18 protein-coding genes are annotated in these 19,018 nt (G+C 61.9%); 15 read left to right on the forward strand and 3 right to left on the reverse strand.

Annotated elements, in window-relative coordinates:
• The first annotated feature begins 288 nt into the window (after positions 1 to 288).
• The gene (locus ENGE1_RS04495; protein WP_043084245.1) at positions 289 to 1,617 is read left to right on the forward strand and encodes a GntP family permease; all 1,329 of its coding nucleotides are present in this window, start codon (positions 289 to 291) and stop codon (positions 1,615 to 1,617) included.
• 80 nt (positions 1,618 to 1,697) lie between these two features.
• On the opposite strand, the gene tynA is transcribed toward ENGE1_RS04495, so the two are convergent.
• Together tynA and paaZ are read right to left on the reverse strand one after the other, a co-directional pair.
• Positions 1,698 to 3,965, reverse strand: coding sequence for a primary-amine oxidase (gene tynA, locus ENGE1_RS04500; protein WP_048252583.1), 2,268 nt, complete (start codon positions 3,963 to 3,965; stop codon positions 1,698 to 1,700).
• Positions 3,966 to 4,129: 164 nt separating this feature from the next.
• Positions 4,130 to 6,169 carry a phenylacetic acid degradation bifunctional protein PaaZ gene (gene paaZ, locus ENGE1_RS04505; protein ID WP_048252584.1) on the reverse strand — a complete coding sequence of 680 codons (2,040 nt, stop codon included), beginning with the start codon at positions 6,167 to 6,169 and terminating at the stop codon, positions 4,130 to 4,132.
• 286 nt (positions 6,170 to 6,455) lie between these two features.
• Here paaZ and paaA point away from each other — a divergent pair, with 286 nt between their 5' ends.
• From paaA to ENGE1_RS04575, 14 genes are all read left to right on the forward strand, one after another.
• On the forward strand, positions 6,456 to 7,385 hold the full coding sequence (paaA, locus tag ENGE1_RS04510; RefSeq protein ID WP_043084242.1) for a 1,2-phenylacetyl-CoA epoxidase subunit PaaA: 930 nt from the start codon (positions 6,456 to 6,458) through the stop codon (positions 7,383 to 7,385).
• A gap of 10 nt (positions 7,386 to 7,395) precedes the next feature.
• Positions 7,396 to 7,683: a 1,2-phenylacetyl-CoA epoxidase subunit PaaB gene (gene paaB / locus ENGE1_RS04515; RefSeq protein WP_043084241.1), complete on the forward strand. Its 288-nt coding sequence runs from the start codon at positions 7,396 to 7,398 to the stop codon at positions 7,681 to 7,683.
• An 8-nt stretch (positions 7,684 to 7,691) separates the two neighbouring features.
• The gene (paaC, locus tag ENGE1_RS04520) at positions 7,692 to 8,447 is read left to right on the forward strand and encodes a 1,2-phenylacetyl-CoA epoxidase subunit PaaC (RefSeq protein ID WP_048252587.1); all 756 of its coding nucleotides are present in this window, start codon (positions 7,692 to 7,694) and stop codon (positions 8,445 to 8,447) included.
• Positions 8,448 to 8,458: 11 nt separating this feature from the next.
• Complete coding sequence (gene paaD / locus ENGE1_RS04525) at positions 8,459 to 8,959, forward strand: 1,2-phenylacetyl-CoA epoxidase subunit PaaD (protein WP_048252588.1); 501 nt, start codon at positions 8,459 to 8,461, stop codon at positions 8,957 to 8,959.
• A 7-nt stretch (positions 8,960 to 8,966) separates the two neighbouring features.
• Positions 8,967 to 10,037, forward strand: coding sequence for a 1,2-phenylacetyl-CoA epoxidase subunit PaaE (paaE, locus tag ENGE1_RS04530; RefSeq protein WP_043084235.1), 1,071 nt, complete (start codon positions 8,967 to 8,969; stop codon positions 10,035 to 10,037).
• On the forward strand, positions 10,034 to 10,801 hold the full coding sequence (paaF, locus tag ENGE1_RS04535) for a 2,3-dehydroadipyl-CoA hydratase PaaF (RefSeq protein ID WP_048252591.1): 768 nt from the start codon (positions 10,034 to 10,036) through the stop codon (positions 10,799 to 10,801). Before paaE ends, paaF begins: the two co-directional genes overlap by 4 nt.
• Positions 10,802 to 10,803: 2 nt before the next feature.
• Positions 10,804 to 11,592 (forward strand): 2-(1,2-epoxy-1,2-dihydrophenyl)acetyl-CoA isomerase PaaG, encoded by a 789-nt coding sequence (gene paaG, locus ENGE1_RS04540; RefSeq protein ID WP_048252592.1) that lies wholly within the window; start codon positions 10,804 to 10,806, stop codon positions 11,590 to 11,592.
• Between the two features lie 2 nt (positions 11,593 to 11,594).
• Positions 11,595 to 13,019 carry a 3-hydroxyacyl-CoA dehydrogenase gene (locus ENGE1_RS04545; RefSeq protein WP_048272974.1) on the forward strand — a complete coding sequence of 475 codons (1,425 nt, stop codon included), beginning with the start codon at positions 11,595 to 11,597 and terminating at the stop codon, positions 13,017 to 13,019.
• On the forward strand, positions 13,009 to 13,437 hold the full coding sequence (paaI, locus tag ENGE1_RS04550) for a hydroxyphenylacetyl-CoA thioesterase PaaI (RefSeq protein WP_045290720.1): 429 nt from the start codon (positions 13,009 to 13,011) through the stop codon (positions 13,435 to 13,437). Before ENGE1_RS04545 ends, paaI begins: the two co-directional genes overlap by 11 nt.
• Positions 13,434 to 14,639, forward strand: coding sequence for a 3-oxoadipyl-CoA thiolase (pcaF, locus tag ENGE1_RS04555; protein ID WP_048252594.1), 1,206 nt, complete (start codon positions 13,434 to 13,436; stop codon positions 14,637 to 14,639). The genes paaI and pcaF overlap by 4 nt, the downstream gene beginning before the upstream one ends.
• A gap of 25 nt (positions 14,640 to 14,664) precedes the next feature.
• Positions 14,665 to 15,975, forward strand: a complete 1,311-nt coding sequence (gene paaK / locus ENGE1_RS04560; protein WP_048252595.1) for a phenylacetate--CoA ligase PaaK — start codon at positions 14,665 to 14,667, stop codon at positions 15,973 to 15,975.
• Between the two features lie 159 nt (positions 15,976 to 16,134).
• Positions 16,135 to 17,067, forward strand: coding sequence for a phenylacetic acid degradation operon negative regulatory protein PaaX (gene paaX, locus ENGE1_RS04565; protein WP_048252596.1), 933 nt, complete (start codon positions 16,135 to 16,137; stop codon positions 17,065 to 17,067).
• Positions 17,068 to 17,080: 13 nt separating this feature from the next.
• Positions 17,081 to 17,677 carry a phenylacetic acid degradation protein PaaY gene (gene paaY, locus ENGE1_RS04570; RefSeq protein ID WP_048252598.1) on the forward strand — a complete coding sequence of 199 codons (597 nt, stop codon included), beginning with the start codon at positions 17,081 to 17,083 and terminating at the stop codon, positions 17,675 to 17,677.
• 143 nt (positions 17,678 to 17,820) lie between these two features.
• Positions 17,821 to 18,351, forward strand: a complete 531-nt coding sequence (locus ENGE1_RS04575) for a C40 family peptidase (RefSeq protein ID WP_043084219.1) — start codon at positions 17,821 to 17,823, stop codon at positions 18,349 to 18,351.
• Positions 18,352 to 18,396: 45 nt separating this feature from the next.
• On the opposite strand, the gene azoR is transcribed toward ENGE1_RS04575, so the two are convergent.
• Positions 18,397 to 19,002, reverse strand: coding sequence for an FMN-dependent NADH-azoreductase (azoR, locus tag ENGE1_RS04580; protein WP_048252599.1), 606 nt, complete (start codon positions 19,000 to 19,002; stop codon positions 18,397 to 18,399).
• Positions 19,003 to 19,018: the final 16 nt, after the last annotated feature.

The raw sequence follows: 19,018 nt of genomic DNA on the forward strand, positions 1-19,018 counted from the left end.
TGGTTATTGCAGGGCGGGAAGTTTGATATTGGCGAAAAGCATCGTTTTTTCCGGTATAGAACGGTCCGCACCGATGCAGCAGAAGCGCCATCTGGCGTTTAAAGGTCATTCACCCTTATTCTGTCAGCGCAAGTCATCGGAGTAATGCCATTTGTAGAATAAAAGACGGCAGCGTAGCAAACTTAGTGCCGGGAAACTTCGCGAAGCAAATAAAATCATATTGCCGCTGAACCGCAATGGACAAACGGTCTCTCGTTATCGGAATGAGGATCGGCAAGGAGATGTATAATGAACGCTTATGAGTTTATTGGTATTGCAGGCATCATCATCGCGTTACTGGCTTTTGTATATGTTACAATAAAAGGAGTAAATACGATAATAGGCGCGCCAATTGTTACTATTATCATTATTGTATTTAACAAAATGCATGTTATGGATTCACTGTTTGGTCAGAAAGATTCATATGTCTCTGCGTTAGCGAATTTTATATTAGCAAATTTTTCGATATTTTTATTGGGCGCGGTACTTGCTAAATATATGGAAAAGAGCGGTGCCACACAATCAATTGCCAATAAAATACTGTACTATACTCATACCGATCGTCCCTATTCTGTACTGTTGGCTATTTTCATTATTAGTTCAATTATTACCATGGGCGGTGTTAGTTTTTTTGTGGTGTGCTTTGCATTGATACCCATGGCAAAACCCCTATTCAAGGAGTTAAATATTGCATGGAATTTAGTAACCATACCTCTTTTTGCCGGTATGGCGACCTATACCATGAGCATGCTACCGGGATCACCGTCAATTGTTAACGTCATACCGGCCAATGCGCTGCATACCACTTTAACTGCCGCACCGATCTTAGGTATTATATGCTCGATATTTATCGTCGCTTACAGCTTAATTTATATGTATTATGAACTGAAAAAAAGCCAGAAACGCGGCGAGACATACTCTACCTTTGTTGACGTGAAAGAGGATGTGTCAATTGCACAAGGCATGTTGCCTAACTTTCTTCCATCAATCCTGCCGATGATAACACTGTTACTTATTATTATTATCTTCAGGGATGTGAATAATATTATTTTGATTGCGCTTACGGCATCAATATTACTCTGTGCATTATTATTCAGAAAGCAAGCCAATGATCATGTAAAAATACTAAATCAGGGCGCTTTAGATTCAGTTATTCCTGTTTTCAGTACCTCGAGTACGGTCGCATTTGGTACGGTGCTTGCCAGTTCATCTGCATTTGAAGTAATCAAAAGTTTAATCATGACGATCCCGGGAAATCCTTTAATTAGTCTGTCCATTTCCACTGCAATTCTGAGCTGTATTACCGGGTCGGCTGCCGGAACCGTGGGTATCGTTATGCAATCATTTGCGGCAGACTATGTCGCAATGGGTATCGATCCTCAAATCATCCACCGCATCACCACCATTGCCTCTGCTTCTTTTGGGATTATGCCTTATACCGGCCTGTGTATTACGTTTAACACGCTGGCAAAATTGTCATTAAAACAGTCGTTCAGGTATCAGTTTTTTGTCGTCAGTATTGGACATATTTTGACGCTGATACTGGCCCTGACCCTTGTGACATTTGTTCTTGCATAAGCAGAGTGAAGGGGGCCTGAAGCGCAAAGAGCGCTACAAACCGAGCGCGGCCATTCAGCCGCGCTCTGGTCTTAAAGCAGCTACTTCTTCACCGCCCCCAGCGTCGGCGTCTCATTAAAATAGTTCCACGGCTTCATCAGCACATGAACCCACTCGGTCGGCATCATCGGCCACTCTTCCGCGCGCGCTACGTGGGTGGTGCCGGTGGTGATCCACACCACCAGATCCTGGTTATCCAGCTTTTCGTCGTCCTTCGTAAACTGTCCCAGCCCGGTATCATGAGTCGAGCGGTTCGGATACTGCCCCTCCGGGTAGCGCTCGTTGGGATGATAGCGGGTGACCCACAGCTGCTTGTCCATAAAGCTCAGGCGGTGGTAAATCCACTCATCTTTAGCGAAGTTGGCGCCGGTCGCCACCGGGTGGGTGCCGCCCGCGTAGGGGATTATCTGGTACGAGACGGGGTTGCCCATCCGGTTCTCTTTGGTGGTGTTGCTCAGTAGGCGGATGGTGGCCGGATCGAACTTCTGCGCCGCCTGCTGCTCGCTGTCGATGTTGTACTGATTAACCTGCATGGTGCTGGTGCGCGGTCCGCCTGCCGCGTTGGGTTTTACCTCAGGGTCCATTGCCACCAGCCGGTTGTTCTCGCCGTCCACGTCGAGATCGAGGCGGAAGTTGTAGATATGCTGGTGGGTCGTGCCGACGATGTTGTGGTCGATCAGCGTTCCGTAGCGGGTGTCCGCTTTGGCGGTGGCGTCGTGCATGGTTTTGCTCTGCACGCCTTTCACCGCCTCGATGCCGGTGGCCCCGACGTCAATGCCGAGGGTGCCGTTCTCGTGGAAGATCCAGTCGAAAATATAGTCATAGTTACCGACGGTACTTATCCAGCGCACCACCAGCTCGCGGCCCTCAGCGCTGACGTTGGGCTGACCCAGCTCCTGGTGCTTATATTCCGGGCCGGCGTAGCGTTCGAACACCGCAATGGCGCGCGGAATGGTAATCGGCTTGCCGCTGTAGTCGGCGATGGTCTCGTTGAGCATCACCGCGTTGGACGGCGCGTCTTTGCCCGGCGCGATGGAGGAGGTGAGGGTGCCCATGCCGTAGTCGCCGGAGTCGAGATAGGCCTTAAAGTACCAGCCAACGTCCGGATCGCCGTAGGGGACGATCATCCCGCCGAGGGATCCTTCGTACATCACCTTGCGCCTGGTGCCGTTGTCGTTATAGGTCACGGTAGAGATAATCGGCCCGACGCGGGAGTCCAGCCGCAGGTGGAAGTCCCAGTTCTGCCAGTGGAGGGTATCGCCGGTGATGGTGTAGTTTTTGCCTTCCGGCTCGATAATCTGCAGCGGCTTGCGCGCCAGCGGCAGGCGGTCGCGGCCGTCGTAGGCGCGCGGCGTCATCTGTACGGGCACCACCGGGCCTTCTTCAATCTTGATGATTTTTTTCTGCTCCAGATCGACCACCGCTACCAGGTTCTCAATCGGATGCGCCCAGTAGTTGCCGTCGCCGACGTCGAGATAGCTGATGGCCTTCAGCAGGCGCTTGTCCTGGGTCAGACCGTCCTTGCCGTCGAAGTAGCCAACGGTCAGCGGCGTGGTCACCACTTTACTCGGGTCGGTGATGCCGTGCTTTTTAAGCGCTTCGGTAAATTCCGTACTGTCGTTAATTACCTTCTGCACGGTGACAAAATCGTCGAGCAGGATCATGCCGTGGGCGTCTTTCACCGGCGTCCAACTGACCACTCTCTTATTCTGCAAATCTACCACGCTCTCAATGACGTGCTTGCCGTCGAGCAGGGTGACGTTGGCAAGCCGCGGGCCGTCCACCGCCTTACCGCTGAGCACGAAGTCCCACACTTTCGCCTTGTCCGGCTCGGCGAGGGCAATCTGCGTAAAGCGGGTATTGGGCTGGAACGCTTTCGCCGCTTTTACAATCTCAACGGCGGTTTTGATCTCGTCGGCGCTCAGGGCATTGAGCGGATGCGGGCGCTTCTCCACCTGAAAGGTCTGATCCAGCCCGGACTGGAAAACGTCGTTAACGAAGGTATCGGAGATCCACGCCTTATTCTCTTTCATCACCACCGGCACCTGCAGCTTCAGGCGCTTGCCGTTGACGATAGCGCTGTCCGCACCGGGCTTCACCTTCACATAGGCGCCGTCTTTGGTGATAACGAACATCTGCGCGTAATCGTCCCACTGTACGTCGGCGCTAAAATCGGCCAGGGTTTTGTCCATCGGGATCATATGGGCCTCGCCGCCGTGGGCGAACGCCGGGGACTGCCAGCTGCACATCAGCGCCACGGCCAGCGCCAGGGCCGATTTACGGGCGTTAAAACGTGAAGGCTTTATCATCATTAACCTCATAGTGTTGTGTTTTTTGACGTTGCGCTTATGACTGTCTCACCCTGCCAGCGGGCAGCGTTTGTCCGCATCTGCCAGCCGCTTTGTCAGATTTGCCAGGTTAATCATTTTGTCGATGGGATAACGCGCGCCCCGGCAGGAGCGCGCGTCGGCATTCAGAAGTCGCCCTGCTGGCGGGCCACCAGGGTGAGGATAGAGTAGAGCGCCACCGCCTGCTGATGCTGGTTAAACACCTCGACAGACCACTCCACCACGCCGGTGGGCTTCTCTTCGGCGGTTTTCTGCCGCTTGAGGGTTTTGCGTTTGCAGGTCAGGCGCACCTGAATGGTGTCGCCGGGCTTCACCGGCTCAATAAAGCGCAGGTTCTCCATGCCGTAGTTGGCGATCACCGGCCCGACGCCGTCGTCCACGAACAGCCCGGCGGCGGCGGAAATAATGAAGTAGCCGTGCACCACGCGTTCGCCGAAAATCGACTCGGCGGCGGCGATCTTATCCATATGGGCGTAGAAGTGATCCCCGCTGAGGCAGGCGAAGTTAACGATATCCGCCTCGGTCATGGTGCGGCGCGGGGTCAGCAGGCTGTCGCCGGGCTGCAGCTCCTCGAAGTATTTGCGAAACGGATGCACGCGGTCCTCCTGCACCTGCGCGCCGCGCACCCACTGCTGGCCGACGGCGGCGAGCATGGTCGGGCTGCCCTGCACGGCGGTGCGCTGCAGATAGTGCTTCACCGCCCGCAGGCCGCCCAGCTCTTCGCCGCCGCCCGCGCGGCCGGGGCCGCCGTGCAGCAGCTGCGGCAGCGGCGAGCCGTGGCCGGTGGACTCTTTCGACGACTCTTCGTTAAGGATCTGAATGCGGCCGTGGGCGCGGGCGGCGCCGAGAATAAACCGGCGCGCCGCGGCGGCGTCCGCCGTCACCAGCGTGCCGGCCAGGCTGCCCTGACCGGCGCGGGCCAGGGCGAGGGCGTGCTCGCCGTCGCGATAGGGCATCAGAGTCGCCACCGGGCCGAAGGCTTCAATTTCGTGCACGGCGGGCGTTTCGTCCGGCTGCGGGCAGAACAGCAGCGTCGGCGGGAAGAACGCCCCGGCGGCCTGCGGGTCCGCCTGTCCACCGAGCAGCGCCCGGCACCCGGCGGCGAGCAGGGCGCTGACCTTCTCCTGCACGTCGGCGCGCTGTTCGGCGTTGACCAGCGCGCCCATCTTTACGCCATCCTGCGCCGGGTCGCCCATCCGCACGCCCTCCAGCCGGGCGATCAGCGCGGCGCTTACGGCCTCAACCTGCGCCTGCGGGACGATGATGCGGCGAATGGCGGTACACTTCTGGCCCGCCTTGGCGGTCATCTCGCGCACCACCTCGCGGATAAACAGCGCGAACTCGGGCTGCCCGGGGGTGACGTCTTCGCCCAGCACGCAGCAGTTCAGCGAATCGGCCTCCATGGTGAAGGGAATCGAGTTTTTCACAATGTTGGGATGCACCCGCAGGGACTGGCCGGTCTGCGCCGAGCCGGTAAAGGTCACCACGTCCTGAAAATCGAGATGGTCCAGCAGATCGCCCGCGCCGCCGCAGATAAGGCTGATGGCGCCGTCCGGCACCAGGCCGCTCTCCACGATGCATTTCACCATCGCCTGCGTCACCTGGGCGCTGGCGGTGGCGGGTTTGATGATGGCGGGCATCCCGGCAAGCCAGGTCGGCGCCAGCTTTTCCAGCATACCCCAGCAGGGAAAGTTGAAGGCGTTAATGTGCACCGCGACGCCGGATTTTGAGGTCAGAACGTGGCGGGCGGCGAAGCCGCCGTTTTTTGACAGCCCAATCAGCTCATCCTCCGGCCACAGCACGTCGTCCGGCAGCTCGCGCGCGCCCAGGCCGGCGTAGGTAAAGAGCGTGCCGATCCCGCCTTCGATATCGACCCAGCTATCCGCGCGGGTAGCGCCGGTCTGGGCGGAGAGGGCATAGAAGGTCTCTTTATGTTCGAGCAGGTGCTTCGCGACGGCCTTCAGCATCGCCGCGCGGGCGATGAAGGTCATTTCGCCCAGCGCCTTGCCGCCGCGCGCGATGGCGTAGCGACGCGCCGCGGCCATATCGAGGCCTTCACTGGTCACCTGCCAGAGGGGTTCGCCGCTGATGGCGTGGTGGATAGCGCGCTCGCGGCCCCGGCCGCTCTGCCAGGCACCGGATAAGTAACTGGTTAACTGCTGCATGTGCTCTCTCCATAAATGTTACGTATCGTAGCTATGTATAGTTTAATTTCGAATCATAAAAATCAACGTAATATTTAATAATTTATTAACAATGAGATCACCATCAATCATTTCAACCAAACTAAGTGCTTGATATTTTGAGTTTTTAGTATTTTATTTGCGATGTCATTCACAAAATAAACAAAGCGTTGTTGGGGTTTTAGTTAACCTTTATGTAACTTTAATGTATAAACATGATTCACAAATTGTCTTTGTGTGGATTTAAATAGAATCATAAGGGTGCAATGTGACCGAACAACAACGCTTTGAACACCGCATCGCGGAAGAGACGGCGATTGAGCCGCAGGACTGGATGCCGGAGGCGTACCGCAAGACGCTGATTCGCCAGATAGGCCAGCACGCCCACTCCGAAATCGTCGGTATGCTGCCGGAAGGCAACTGGATCACCCGCGCGCCGACCCTGCGCCGTAAGGCGATTCTGCTGGCGAAAGTGCAGGATGAAGCCGGGCACGGCCTCTACCTCTACAGCGCGGCGGAAACCCTCGGCTGCGCCCGGGAAGATATCTACCAGAAGATGCTCGACGGCAAGATGAAGTACTCCTCCATCTTTAACTACCCAACGCTGAGCTGGGCAGACATCCCGGTGATCGGCTGGCTGGTGGACGGCGCCGCCATCGTCAATCAGGTGGCGCTGTGCCGCACCTCCTACGGCCCCTACGCCAGGGCGATGGTGAAGATCTGCAAAGAGGAGAGCTTTCACCAGCGCCAGGGCTTCGAGGCCTGCATGGCGCTGGCGCAGGGCAGCGACGAGCAGCGCCAGATGCTGCAGGACGCCATCAACCGCTACTGGTGGCCGGCGCTGATGATGTTTGGCCCCAACGACGACAGCTCGCCGAACAGCGCCCAGAGCCTGGCGTGGAAAATCAAGCGCTTCGGCAACGACGAACTGCGCCAGCGCTTCGTTGACAATACCGTCCCGCAGGTGGCGATCCTCGGCATGACCGTTCCCGATCCGGATCTGACCTTCGACGAGGAGAGCGGCCACTACCGCTTCGGCGAGATTGACTGGCAGGAGTTCAACGAGGTCATCAGCGGGCGCGGCATCTGCAACCACGAGCGTCTGGCCGCCAAGCGCAAAGCCTGGGAAGAGGGCGAATGGGTGCGCGAAGCCGCCCTGGCCCACGCGCAAAAACAGCACGCCCGCAAAGTGGCGTAAGGAGAATACCGTGAGCAACGTTTACTGGCCGCTGTATGAAGTCTTTGTCCGCAGCAAGCAGGGATTATCGCACCGCCACGTCGGCAGCCTGCACGCCGCCGATGACCAGATGGCGCTGGAGAACGCCCGGGACGCCTATACCCGCCGCAGCGAAGGCTGCTCTATCTGGGTGGTGAAGGCGAGCGAAATCGTCGCCTCGCAGCCGGAAGACAGGGGCGAGCTGTTCGATCCGGCGGAGAGCAAAATCTACCGCCACCCGACCTTTTATACGCTGCCTGACGGCATCGAGCACATGTGAGGCGCACGATGAATCACCACGATCCGGTTGCTACCTACGCCCTGCGCCTCGGCGATAGCTGCCTGGTGCTGGCCCAGCGCCTCGGCGCCTGGTGCGGCCACGCCCCCGAGCTTGAGATTGACCTCGCCCTGGCCAACATCGGCCTCGACCTGCTGGGCCAGGCCCGCAACTTCCTCACCTGTGCCGCAGAGCGCCGGGGGGAGGGCGATGAAGACACCCTCGCGTTTGGCCGCGACGAGCGCCAGTTCAGCAATTTGCTGCTGGCGGAGCAGCCCAACGGTAATTTCGCCGACACCATCGCCCGCCAGCTGATGATTGACGCCTGGCACGTGGCGCTGTTCAGCCGTCTGGCGGACAGCCGGGACGCGCAGCTGGCGGCGATTGCCGCGAAATCCATCAAGGAAGCCCGCTACCACCTGCGCTACAGCCGGGGCTGGACCGTCCGTCTCGGCGGCGGTACCGCGCTGTCGGCGGCCAGAATGCAGGCGGCGTTCGACAACCTGTGGCGCTTCAGCGCCGAGCTGTTCGAGGCTGACGCGCTGGAGATAGCGCTGGCCGGGCAGGGCATTGCGGTCGATTCGCGCACCCTGCGCGAGGGCTGGCTGGCGGAGATGGCAGGCGCGCTTGCCGAAGCGGAGCTTACCGTGCCGCAGGTACCGTCGTACCGCACCGGCGGCCGGCGCGGGCTGCACACCGAACATCTTGGACCGATGCTGGCGGAGATGCAGTACCTCCAGCGCAGCTATCCCGGCCAGCAGTGGTAGCGGAGGGCGCTATGCAGCAGACGATAGATATCGCCCCGGCGCAGGTGCGCCAGATCTGGGCCCTGCTGGGCCAGATCCCCGACCCGGAAGTGCCGGTGCTGACCATCACCGATCTTGGAATGGTGCGCAGCGTCGCGCCCTACGGCGCAGGCTGGGTGATTGGCTTTACGCCAACCTATTCCGGCTGCCCGGCCACGGAGCACCTGCTGGGCGAGATCCGCCGGGTGATGGGCGAACACGGCTTCACGCCGGTGCACGTCGTCATGCAGCTCGACCCGCCCTGGACCACCGACTGGATGACCCCCGACGCCCGGGCGCGCCTGCGCGAGTACGGCATCAGCCCGCCGCAGGCCCACGCCTGCCATGCTCCGGAACTGCCGGAAACGGTGGCCTGTCCGCGCTGTGGAAGCCGCCACACCACGATGATCAGCGAATTTGGTTCCACGGCCTGCAAGGCGCTTTACCGCTGCGACAGCTGCCGGGAACCCTTTGACTACTTTAAATGTATCTGAGGTTGCCATGACGACGTTTCATTCCCTCACGGTGGCAAAAGTGGAGCCGGAAACGGCCGACGCGGTGACTATCACCTTCGCCGTGCCCCGGGCGCTGGAGGCGGCCTACGCCTTTAAGCCCGGCCAGCACCTGACCCTGAAAACCCGCCTCGGCGATGAGGAACTCAGGCGCTGCTACTCCATCTGCCGCCGCGCGGTGCCCGGCGAGATCAGCGTTGCGGTTAAGGCCATCGAAGGCGGCCGCTTCTCGCGCTATGCCCGGGACAGCATCAAAACCGGCATGTGCCTGGAGGTGATGGTCCCCCAGGGCAACTTCGGCTACCGGCCGCAGCCGCAGCGCGCGGGCCACTACCTGGCGATTGCCGCCGGATCCGGCATTACGCCGATGCTGGCGATTATTGAAACCACGCTGCAGGCGGAGCCGCAGAGCGCCTTCACTCTGATCTACGGCAACCGCAGCAGCCAGTCGATGATGTTTCGCACGGCGCTGGCGGACCTGAAAGATAAGTATCCCACCCGCTTTCAGCTGCTGTGCATCTTTAGCCAGGAGACGCAGGAGAGCCCGCTGCTGCACGGCCACATCAATGGCGACAAGCTGCGGGTCCTGGCCGATTCCCTGATTAACTTCAGCCAGTTCGACGAGGCGTTTATCTGCGGCCCGGCGCCGATGATGGATGACGCCGAAGCGGCCCTCGCCGGGCTGGGCATGCGTCCCGACGCCATCCACCTCGAACGCTTCAACACCGCCGGCAGCGCGCCGCGCTCCGCCGCGGGTACCCGGGCGGAGGGGCAAACGGTTACCGTCCGTCAGGACGGTCGCGACCGGGCCATTATCCTCGGCGCTGAGGATGAGAGCATTCTCGATGCCGCCCTGCGCCAGGGTGCGGATCTGCCCTACGCCTGCAAGGGCGGCGTGTGCGCCACCTGCAAATGTAAGGTGCTGCGCGGCGAAGTGTCGATGGCCACCAACTACAGCCTCGAGCCGGACGAACTGGCGGCGGGCTACGTGCTGAGCTGCCAGGCGCTGCCGGTGACGCCCGACGTAATTGTTGATTTTGATGCGAAGGGGATGGCATGAGCGACCTTCTGACTGCCCGCCACGGCCGGGTGCTGCTGCTCACCCTCAACCGGCCGCAGGCCCGCAATGCCCTGAACGGCGCGCTGCTGACGCAGATAGCCGAGACCCTGGACGACGCGCGCGACGATGCCGCCATCGGCGCAGTGGTGATAACCGGCAGCGCGCGCTTTTTTGCCGCCGGGGCCGATCTGCAGGAGATGGCGAACAAGGATCTGCCCGCCACCCTCAATGATACGCGCCCGCAGATCTGGGCGCGCATCGACGCCTTTCCCAAGCCGCTGATCGCCGCCGTTAACGGCTACGCCCTCGGCGCGGGCTGCGAGCTGGCCCTGCTCTGCGACGTGGTAGTGGCCGGGGACAGCGCCAGCTTCGGCCTGCCGGAAATCACCCTCGGCATTATTCCCGGCGCGGGCGGCACCCAGCGCCTGATCCGCTGCGTCGGTAAATCGCTGGCGACCCAGATGGTGCTCACCGGCAAACCCATCGGCGCCGCCCGCGCGCAGCAGGCCGGGCTGGTGAGCGAGATCTGTCCGCCGGCGCTGACCGTCGAGTACGCCATAAACCTGGCCGCCGGCATGGCGCAGCGCGCCCCGCTGGCGCTGCAGGCCGCCAAGCAGGCCCTGCGCCAGTCCCAGGAGATGAGCCTCAGCGCAGGTCTCGGCGCCGAGCGCCAGCTGTTCACGCTGCTCAGCGCTACCGACGACCGCCGGGAAGGCATTGCCGCTTTCCTCGAAAAACGCCAACCCGACTTCAAAGGACGTTAATCATGGATGCTTTTATTCACAGCCATATCGAGGGCGGGGTGATGACGCTGACCCTCAACCGCCCCGAACGGCTGAACAGCTTTAACGACGCGATGCACGGGCAGCTCGCCGAGTGCCTGACCCAGGCCGAGCGCGATGACGCGGTACGCTGCCTGCTGATCACCGGCGCCGGACGCGGCTTCTGCGCCGGGCAGGATCTCAACGACCGCAATGTCGATCCCAGCGGCCCGCCGCCGGATCTCGGCTACTCGGTGGAAACCTTCTACAACCCGCTGGTGAAGCGGCTGGCGAAGCTGCCCAAGCCGGTGATCTGCGCGGTTAACGGCGTGGCGGCCGGGGCGGGGGCTACGCTGGCGCTGGGCTGCGACATCGTGATTGCCGCCCGCTCGGCGAACTTTGTGATGGCCTTCAGCAAGCTGGGGCTGGTCCCGGACTGCGGCGGCACCTGGTTTTTACCGCGCGTCGCGGGCCGGGCGAGGGCAATGGCGCTGGCGCTGCTGGGCGACAAGCTTAGCGCCGAACAGGCGCAGCAGTGGGGCCTTATTTGGCAGGTGGTGGACGACGAGCAGCTTGCCGATACCGCCGGGCAGATGGCGCGCCACTTTGCCAGCCAGCCGACCTACGGTCTGGGGCTGATTAAGCAGGCCATTAACGCCGCCGAAACCAATACCCTCGACGCCCAGCTCGATCTGGAGCGCGACTACCAGCGCCTCGCCGGGCGCAGCGACGACTACCGGGAGGGCGTCAGCGCCTTTCTTGCCAAGCGCCAGCCGCAGTTTACGGGGAAATAGCCATGAGCCAGCAAATAGACACCGTGGCAGTGATCGGCAGCGGCACCATGGGCGCCGGGATCGCTGAAGTCGCGGCGATGGCCGGCCAGCAGGTGCTGCTTCACGACATCTCCGCAGAGGCGATGGACCGGGCGGTTGACGGCCTGCGCCAGCGGCTTGAGGGCCGCGCGGCGCGCGGAAAACTCACCGACGCCGAGGTCAGCCGGGCGCTGGCGCGCATTAAGCCGGTCACCGACATCGCCGCCCTGGCGGCGGCGGATCTGGTGATCGAGGCCGCCGCCGAGCGGCTGGAAGTGAAAAAGGCGCTGTTTGCGCAGCTCGGCGAGATCTGCCCGCCGCGCACGCTGCTCACCAGCAATACCTCCTCTATCTCGATTACCGCGATTGCCGCCGACGTGAAGCACCCCGAGCGGGTCGCCGGGCTGCACTTCTTCAACCCCGCGCCGGTGATGAAGCTGGTGGAGGTGGTCAGCGGCATGGCGACGTCGCCGGAAGCGGTGGCGCAGTTGACGCAGTGCGTGGTTGCCTGGGGCAAGCAGCCGGTGCAATGCCAGCCGACGCCGGGCTTTATCGTTAACCGGGTGGCGCGGCCGTTCTACGCAGAAGCGTGGCGCGCGCTGGAAGAGCAGGTCGCTGCCCCGGAGGTCATCGACACGGCCCTGCGCGAGGCGGGGCGCTTTCCGATGGGGCCGCTGGCGCTCACCGACCTGATCGGCCAGGACGTTAACTTCGCCGTCACCTGCTCGGTGTTTAACGCTTTCTGGCAGGAGCGCCGCTTCCTGCCGTCGCTGGTCCAGCAGGAGCTGGTGCTGGCCGGACGCTTAGGTAAGAAGAGCGGCCACGGCGTCTACCGCTGGCCGGAGGGCGCGCCGGAGGTGGACGCCTATCCTGCGGTGCCTGCTCACCGTCTGGCGCAGCGCGTCAGTAAGGAAGGTGACATTGTCACTCTTGATGGCGTGCTGCTGCTGGAAACACGGGGTGAAACGGCCCAGGCCGAAGCCCGGCGCCGCGGCGGACCGGTAGTACTGATGGACCGCAGCGACGGTAGCCTGGCGGTCGTTGCCGCCGCGGCCGCTAACCGGCTGGAAGAGACCGAAAAAGCCATCGGCTGGCTGCAGCAGCAGGGCAAGCGGGTGGTGATGGTCAGCGATTATCCCGGCCTGCTGGTGTGGCGCACGGTGGCGATGCTGGTCAACGAAGCGCTGGACGCCCTGCAGAAGGGCGTCGCCAGCGAAGAGGATATCGATACCGCCATGCGGCTTGGCGTCAACTATCCGCAAGGTCCGCTGCAGTGGGGCGAACGCCTCGGCTGGCAGCGGGTGCTGAGGCTGCTGGAGAACCTGCAGCGCCACTACGGCGAAGAGCGCTATCGCCCCTGTTCACTGCTGCGCCAGCGGGCGCTGATGGAGTACAGCGATGAGCAATAATGAAGCCTGGCGCAACGCCCGCGCCATGTACCAAAACGACGCCTGCGCGCAGGCGCTGGGCATCGACATTGTGGAGATGGATGACGGAGTCGCGGTGCTGACCATGACCGTCACGCCGCTGATGCTCAACGGCCACCGAACCTGCCACGGCGGCCAACTCTTTTCGCTGGCGGACACCGCCTTCGCCTACGCCTGCAACAGCCAGGGGCTGGCGGCGGTGGCCTCCGGCTGCAGTATCGATTTTTTACGTCCGGGCTTTGCCGGGGACCGGCTTACCGCCACCGCGCGGGTGAAGCATCAGGGCAAGCTGACCGGCGTATACGATATTGAAATTGTTAACCAGCAGCAGAAAACGGTTGCGCTGTTTCGCGGTAAATCGCACCGCATCGGCGGCGCCGTCGCGGGAGAGCCATCATGATTGCAGCGTTTATTTGCGACGGCGTCAGGACGCCTATCGGCCGCTACGGCGGCGTGCTGTCCGGCGTGCGGGCCGACGATCTGGCTGCGGTGCCGCTGCGCGCGCTGCTGGCGCGCTATCCGCAGCTCGATCCGGCGCGCATCGACGACGTGATTTACGGCTGCGCCAACCAGGCGGGCGAGGATAACCGCAACGTGGCGCGCATGGCCGCGCTGCTGGCGGGCCTGCCGCAGACGGTTTCCGGCACCACCGTTAACCGCCTGTGCGGCTCCGGGCTCGATGCCGTGGGCTTTGCCGCCCGGGCGATCAGGGCTGGCGATGCCGGGCTAATGATCGCCGGCGGCGTGGAGTCGATGTCCCGCGCGCCGTTTGTGATGGGTAAAGCCAGCGCGCCGTTTCAGCGTCAGGCGGAGCTGTTCGATACCACCATCGGCTGGCGTTTTGTGAACCCGCTCATGAAGCAGCAGTTCGGCACTGACAGTATGCCGGAAACGGCGGAGAATGTAGCTGAATTGTTAAAAATAAGCCGCGCGGACCAGGATGCCTTTGCGCTGCGCAGCCAGCGGCGCACCGCCGGGGCGCAGGCAAGCGGTATTCTGGCGCAGGAGATCGTGCCGGTGCCCGCGGTCGGTAAAAAAGGCGCAGTCGCGGAAGTGACGCAGGATGAGCATCCCCGAGCGGACACCACGGCGGAGCAGCTGGCGGCGCTCAAGACGCCGTTTCGCCACGGCGGCACCATCACGGCGGGTAACGCCTCCGGCGTCAACGACGGCGCGGCGGCGCTGATTATCGCCAGCGAAACCGCAGCGGCGCAGCAGGGACTGACGCCCAGGGCGCGGATAGTCGCGATGGCGACGGCGGGGGTTGAACCTAAGCTGATGGGACTCGGGCCGGTGCCTGCGACCCGCAAAGTTCTGGAACTTGCCGGGCTCGGCATCGGCGATATGGACGTTATCGAACTGAACGAGGCGTTTGCCGCCCAGGCCCTCGGCGTGCTGCGCCAGCTCGGCTTGCCGGACGACGCCGCGCATGTCAATCCCAACGGAGGCGCCATCGCCTTAGGCCACCCGCTGGGAATGAGCGGCGCCCGGCTGGCGCTGGCGGCAACGCTTGAGCTGCAGCGCCGGGGCGGCCGCTATGCCCTGTGCACCATGTGTATTGGCGTGGGTCAGGGCATTGCCCTGATCCTGGAGCGTGTGTAAGCAATAACCTGCGAGTACCCTGAAAATGACAATAAAATTAGAAACCATCGAAACCGCGTCCGTGGACGAGCTGCGGGACTTACAGACCCGACGCCTGAAGTGGACCCTTAAGCATGCGTACGATAACGTGCCGATGTACCGCCGCAAGTTCGACGCGGCGGGCGTCCACCCTGACGATTTTCGCGACCTGAGCGACATCCGCAAATTTCCCTGCACCACCAAGCAGGATCTGCGCGACAACTATCCGTTCGATACCTTCGCCGTGCCGATGGAGCAGGTGGTGCGGGTGCACGCCTCCTCCGGCACCACCGGTAAACCGACGGTGGTGGGCTACACCCGGCGGGATATCGACACCTGGGCCGATCTGGTCGCCCGCTCGCTGCGGGCCGCGGGCGGTACGCCGAAAGATAAAATTCACGTCGCCTACGGCTACGGCCTGTTTACCGGCGGCCTCGGCGCCCACTACGGCGCCGAGCGGCTCGGCGCCACGGTGATCCCGATGTCCGGCGGCCAGACCGAAAAGCAGGCGCAGCTGATCCGCGATTTTCAGCCGGATATGATCATGGTGACCCCGTCCTACTGCCTGAACCTGATCGAGGAGCTGGAGCGCCAGATGGGCGGCGACGCCAGCCGTTGTTCGCTGCGCACCGGCGTTTTCGGCGCCGAGCCCTGGACCCAGGCGATGCGCCGCGAAATCGAACAGCGCCTCGGCATCACCGCGCTCGACATCTACGGCCTGTCGGAGGTGATGGGCCCGGGCGTGGCGATGGAGTGTATCGAAACCGCCGACGGCCCGACCATCTGGGAAGACCACTTCTACCCGGAGATCGTCAACCCCAATGACGGCACGCCGCTCGACGACGGCGAGCAGGGCGAGCTGCTGTTCACCACGCTGACCAAAGAGGCGCTGCCGGTTATTCGCTACCGCACCCGGGATCTCACCCGCCTGCTGCCCGGTACCGCGCGCACCATGCGCCGCATGGACCGCATCAGCGGGCGCAGCGACGACATGCTGATCATCCGCGGCGTCAACGTCTTTCCCTCGCAGCTGGAGGAGGAGATTGTTAAGTTCGAACACCTGTCGCCGCACTATCAGCTGGAGGTCAACCGCCGGGGCCACCTTGATTCGCTGTCGGTAAAGGTCGAGCTGCGCGAAACCAGCCTGTCGCTGACCCACGAGCAGCGCTGCCAGGTATGTCACCAGCTGCGCCACCGCATTAAGTCGATGGTCGGTATTTCCACCGATGTGATGATCGTCAATTGCGGCAGCATTCCGCGCTCGGAGGGCAAGGCGTGCCGGGTGTTTGATTTGCGCAAGATGGCGGCGAACGGGTAAAGCAGCCGAATGTGTACCGGAAACGCCACGCTGTTTACTGTGCGGCGTGTTTCCGCGCTCCGTTTCTCTGCAGGCTTTTTGCGGCGGGCGCGTTGAGGGCGCTCGCCGCCGGGCGGTTACTCTGTGCTATGATTCAGACAACATAAAAAATACAGCAGAATGAATCAGATGAGTAAACTCGACCACTTTATTCAGCAGGCGGTCAGCGCCGCGCCGGTCAGCGGCACGTCGCTGATCTCCTCGCTCTACGGTGATTCGCTCTCCCATCGCGGCGGCGAAATCTGGCTCGGCAGCCTGACGGCGCTGCTGGAGGGGCTCGGCTTCGGCGACCGCTTCGTGCGCACCTCGCTGTTCCGACTCAACAAAGAGGGCTGGCTGGACGTGGACCGTATCGGGAGGCGCAGCTTCTATCGCCTCAGCGATAAGGGCATGCGCCTGACGCGCCGGGCGGAGAGCAAAATCTACCGCGCCGAGGCCCCGGCCTGGGACGGCAACTGGCTGCTGCTGCTCTCCGAGGGCCTCGACAGAAATACCCTCGCCGACGTCAAAAAACAGCTTCTCTGGCAGGGCTTCGGCACCCTGGCGCCGAACCTGCTGGCGTCGCCGTCGCAGCGGCTGGCGGACGTGCAGGCCCTGCTGCACGAGGCGGGCGTTGCCGAACAGGTTATCTGCTTCGAAGCGCAGTCGCCGCTGGCGACCTCGGTCAGCGCCCTGCGCGCGCGGGTCGAGGAGTGCTGGCAGCTCACCGGGCAGAACCAGCTGTATGAAGACTTTATCGCCACCTTCCGGCCGCTGCTGCCGCTGCTGCGCGAGGCCGATGAGGACGAGCTGACGCCCGCCCGCTGCTTCGCGATTCAACTGCTGCTGATCCACCTCTACCGCCGGGTGATCCTCAAAGATCCGCTGCTGCCCGAGGCACTGCTGCCCGCCCACTGGCTGGGGCAGAGCGCGCGTCAGCTGTGCATAAATATCTACCGCCGCGTCGCCCCGGGCGCGCTGGCGTGGGTGAGCGAAAAGGGGGAAACCTCCGTCGGCCCGCTGCCGCAGCCCGCGTCATCATTCTGGCAGCGCTTCGGCGGCCTGAAAACATAGCTAAGGAGTGACAATGCCTGTCTATCAAATTGATGGTTTAACCCCGGTCGTCCCCGACGAGAGCTACGTCCACCCGACGGCGGTTCTTATCGGCGACGTGATCCTCGGCAAAGGCGTCTACGTCGGGCCGAACGCCAGCCTGCGCGGCGACTTTGGCCGCATTGTGGTGAAAGACGGCGCCAACATTCAGGACAACTGCGTGATGCACGGCTTCCCCGAGCAGGACACGGTGGTGGAAGAGGACGGCCATATCGGCCACAGCGCCATCCTCCACGGCTGCGTCATTCGCCGCAACGCGCTGGTGGGCATGAACGCGGTGGTGATGGACGGCGCGGTTATCGGCGAAAACAGCATCGTCGGCGCGGCGGCCTTTGTCAAAGCGCGCGCCGACATGCCCGCCGACCATCTGATTATCGGCAGCCCGGCGAAAGCGATCCGCGCGCTCAGCGATGAGGAAAAAGCCTGGAAAAAGCAGGGCACCCGCGAGTATCAGGTGCTGGTGGAGCGCTGTAAGCTGACGATGCACCAGGTAGAGCCGCTGAAGGAAGTGGAGGAGGGGCGGACGAGGCTGACATTTGATGAGAGTCTGCGGCCGAAATCGGCGAAATAAGGGGCTCAGGTAGCCTTCGCGGCAGGTGGCGATGTTAAATGATTGTCACGTTTTATAACATTTCACCTATTGAAAATAGCGGGCGGCAAAATAGAGTAGTCCGGGCTGAGTAACCCATTGACCGGAAAGGATCTGGCCCGCTAATGCACAACATTGTCTTAATCATCCTGACGCTCGGCCTGCTGGCCGGCTGCTCATCCCAGGTTAAACACCGCCGCTACGCCCCCCTGCAGTCGAGCAAAAACGCGCGGCCGCAGCAGGATCTTATCCCGGTGCTGGCCGCCCTTCACGATCAGATGCACACCTGGCAGGGCGCGCCCTATCATTACGGCGGCACGACGCTGCGCGGCGTTGATTGCTCGGGCTTCGTCTGGCGCACCCTGAAGGACCGGTTTAACCTGCCGATGTCGCGGATCACCACCCGCGAGCTGATTCATATGGGGCAACGTATCGAACCGTCGCGGCTGCAGCCCGGCGATCTGGTGTTCTTCCGCATTCATCGCGAACTGCACGTTGGATTTTACGATACCGACCGTCATTTCCTGCACGCGTCGGTGCACAGCGGCGTGACGCGCTCATCGCTGGACGCGGCCTACTGGCGGAACGTTTTTCTTGAAGCGCGGCGGCTGCCGGACGAGAGAGGGGCCAGCATTCATCTGGCGGATAACAACTAGCGGGGAAAAAGCAAACCTCCCGCCAGGTGGCGGGAGGTGAAGATCTTACGCAGCAACCAGCCCATCAATTGCCGCTTTCGCATCGCTCTGCGCTTTCTCGGCCACTTCCGGACCGTAGGCCACGCCTTCTGCGAACACAAAGTTCACGTCGGTGATGCCGATAAAGCCCAGGAACAGCTTCACGTAAGGCACCAGCAGGTCGGTCGGGGTGTCTTTATGGATGCCGCCGCGGCTGGACACCACGATAGCACGCTTACCTTTCACCAGACCTTCCGGACCTTCGGCAGTGTAGCGGAAGGTGACGCCGGCGCGGGCTACCAGGTCGAAGTAGTTCTTCAGCTGGGTCGGGATGTTGAAATTGTACATCGGCGCGGCGATAACCACGACGTCATGGGCCTGCAGTTCATTGATCAGCTCGTCGGACAGGGCCAGCGCTTCCTGCTGACGCGGGGTCAGCGGCGCATCGCTCGGACGCATCGCGCCGACCAGCTCGCCGTCCAGTACCGGCACCGGGGTGGCGGCCAGATCGCGAACGGTAATTTCGTCGCCTGGGTGCTTAGCAGCCCACTGGTCAACGAAGTAGTCGGTCAGCTGGTTGGACTGTGAATAGCCTGCCAGAATGCTGGATTTAAGAACTAATACTTTGCTCATGAGGTGTTCCTTTTAT

It is taken from the genome of Pluralibacter gergoviae ATCC 33028 = NBRC 105706 (assembly GCF_001598855.1).
In the GTDB taxonomy this organism is placed as follows: domain Bacteria; phylum Pseudomonadota; class Gammaproteobacteria; order Enterobacterales; family Enterobacteriaceae; genus Pluralibacter; species Pluralibacter gergoviae.